2 protein-coding genes and 2 pseudogenes are annotated in these 2123 nt (G+C 64.8%); all 4 read left to right on the forward strand.

What is annotated here, in order from left to right; translation table 11 throughout:
* Positions 1–198 precede the first annotated feature (198 nt).
* Positions 199–306, forward strand: a pseudogene (locus AB0D12_RS41185) (IS5/IS1182 family transposase); the annotation flags it as partial.
* A 272-nt stretch (positions 307–578) separates the two neighbouring features.
* On the forward strand, positions 579–755 hold the full coding sequence (locus tag AB0D12_RS41190) for a hypothetical protein (protein WP_362695198.1): 177 nt from the start codon (positions 579–581) through the stop codon (positions 753–755).
* A gap of 80 nt (positions 756–835) precedes the next feature.
* Positions 836–1606 carry a class I SAM-dependent methyltransferase gene (locus AB0D12_RS41195; RefSeq protein WP_362695201.1) on the forward strand — a complete coding sequence of 257 codons (771 nt, stop codon included), beginning with the start codon at positions 836–838 and terminating at the stop codon, positions 1604–1606.
* A gap of 14 nt (positions 1607–1620) precedes the next feature.
* Positions 1621–1749: pseudogene (locus AB0D12_RS41200) on the forward strand (transposase); the annotation flags it as partial.
* Between the last annotated feature and the right edge of the window lie 374 nt (positions 1750–2123).

Consider the following 2123-nt stretch of genomic DNA (forward strand, 5'->3'; position numbering starts at 1 on the left):
GGCGAGTTGGTCACAGATCGACTCGGAGACGCGCATACCACACCAACGAGCTCAAACACGGGAAGCAACAGGTTGATTCTCTGCGAGCCCTTACGCGATGTCCCACCATAAGGATCAGCACCACACTTCGCAATCTAGTTCCGCGCGGATTCCGCACCTACCTGAGACTACGAGGGTTCGCACGTACCATGAACGATCAACGCACTCAAGAACTTCCGGGCCGTAGCCACGAGATACGACAAGCGAGCCTACGTCTTCCACGGCACCGTCACCGTCGCTGCGATCCGGTTATGGCTTCGGCCGTGAGCACGATGGACACGACCTAATCGTCGTGCTCGGTTCCGCCGAAGAAGTACAGCTGTCCGAGCCATCGGATCGGCTGGCCGACCGGGAGGTGATCATGCCCCGGATCGGGCAGGGGAACCTTCGACCAGTCGATGAACGGCTGTCCCTCAGCTGTCAGACGAAGTGTCTCGCATAGCTCGGATCCCTCGCGTCTCCTGACGGGGACATGAGTCCACAAGCTGAATGTCACTCCCCACAGCCCGCCCGGTCGGCAGGACTATGCCAGCAGCGCGATGCAGACCACCGAGAACCTGGGCCAGATAGCAGTGTTGGGCGTCTCTGCTGCCCTGTTCAACGCCTGCCTGGGCGCCGGCTCGACCGACGCCGTCGGCTACGGCACCGCCTTCGGCCTGCTGCTCGCACCGTGCACCCCGGCCGTCCTGCTCGCCGCCCGCGCCCGCAGCGCGTGAACCGAACCGCTTGGTGGCCGGCGGACCATGGTTCTCACAGTGGGCGTGGGCGTGGCCGTGGCGTGGCTAGTGTGACTGTCATGAACGACGCTTCAGTGACCCGGTTCTACGATCAACTTGCAGCGGACTATCACCTCATCTACGGCGACTGGGACAGCGCAGTGGTGCGCCAGGGCAAGGCTCTGGATGCAGTGATCCGCTCAGTCCTTGGTGCAAAGTCCGCCACGGTGCTGGACTGCGCATGTGGGATCGGCACCCAGGCAGTTGGCCTCGCGCTGCAGGGACACCGGGTCACGGGTACCGACATCAGCCCGGCCGCCGCCGAGCGTGCGGGGCGGGAGGCGGCTCAGCGCGGCCTGGAGATGCCCACGCAGACATCCGACATGCGATCGCTCCCATTCGAAGACGCCGCCTTCGACGTTGTTGTGTGCGCCGACAACTCCCTGCCTCACCTGCTGACCGCGGAAGATCTGCGCACGGCGCTGGGCGAGATGCGCCGCGTGCTGCGCAGCGGGGGCCTGCTGCTGATCAGCACCCGGCCCTACGACCAGATCCGGCAGTCCCATCCCGCCTCGACGGCCCCGCAGCTCCATGGATCGGGAAGCGGTCGGACTGTCACGTTCCAGCTGTGGGACTGGCACGAGGATGGCGAGCGCTACGACTTGGAGCACTTCCAGTTGATCCCGGACGGCCATGACTGGCGTGTCGAGGTACGGCGAACCACGTACTGGGCCCTCCCCCAGGAGCAGCTGGCTGGTTTCGTGGCTGAGGCGGGATTCGATGCGCCCGCGTGGATGCTGCCCAAGGACAGCGTCTTCTTCCAGCCTCTCCTCACGGCGCGGGTTCCCTGACGCGGGCTGCCACCTTGGGGTGCTATCGCTGAGTGGTCGAGCGGACCTTCGCCTGGCTGCACGGCTTCCGGCGCCTGCGCGTCCGCTGGGAACGACGTTGCGGCATCCACGAAGCGTTCCTCAAACTCGCCAGCTGCCTCATCGTCACCGACAACTCAGCTCACTGTGTGAGCCGTTGTCAGTGGCTGTTGATTTCCGTTCTTGAGCGGTGTTGGTCGAACGGGAGTCTCGATCGGGTGACTGCGACGGGTGCCGGGCATGAGAACAGGCCTCTTGGTAGCTCGAAGGGTGGCTACGCCAAAGAGCGGTCGGAGGTCCTGTTGACGCCGTTGTACGGCATCGCGGAGGCGGAATCCACCTCGGCCACCCTCGCGTGTGACCGCCTGACTCACCGGTTCGGGAACGCCGCCGACCACGAGGTGGGGGCTTGGCCCGGAATTTTGGACACGGGTTATGCGGCTGGGGCCAGGGTAGTTGATGTTGTGTCGAGTGCTGTCTCGTAGGCGATGGGGCTGCG

Origin of the sequence: Streptomyces sp. NPDC048479 (assembly GCF_040651435.1) — a bacterium.
Classification (GTDB): Bacteria; Actinomycetota; Actinomycetes; order Streptomycetales; family Streptomycetaceae; genus Streptomyces.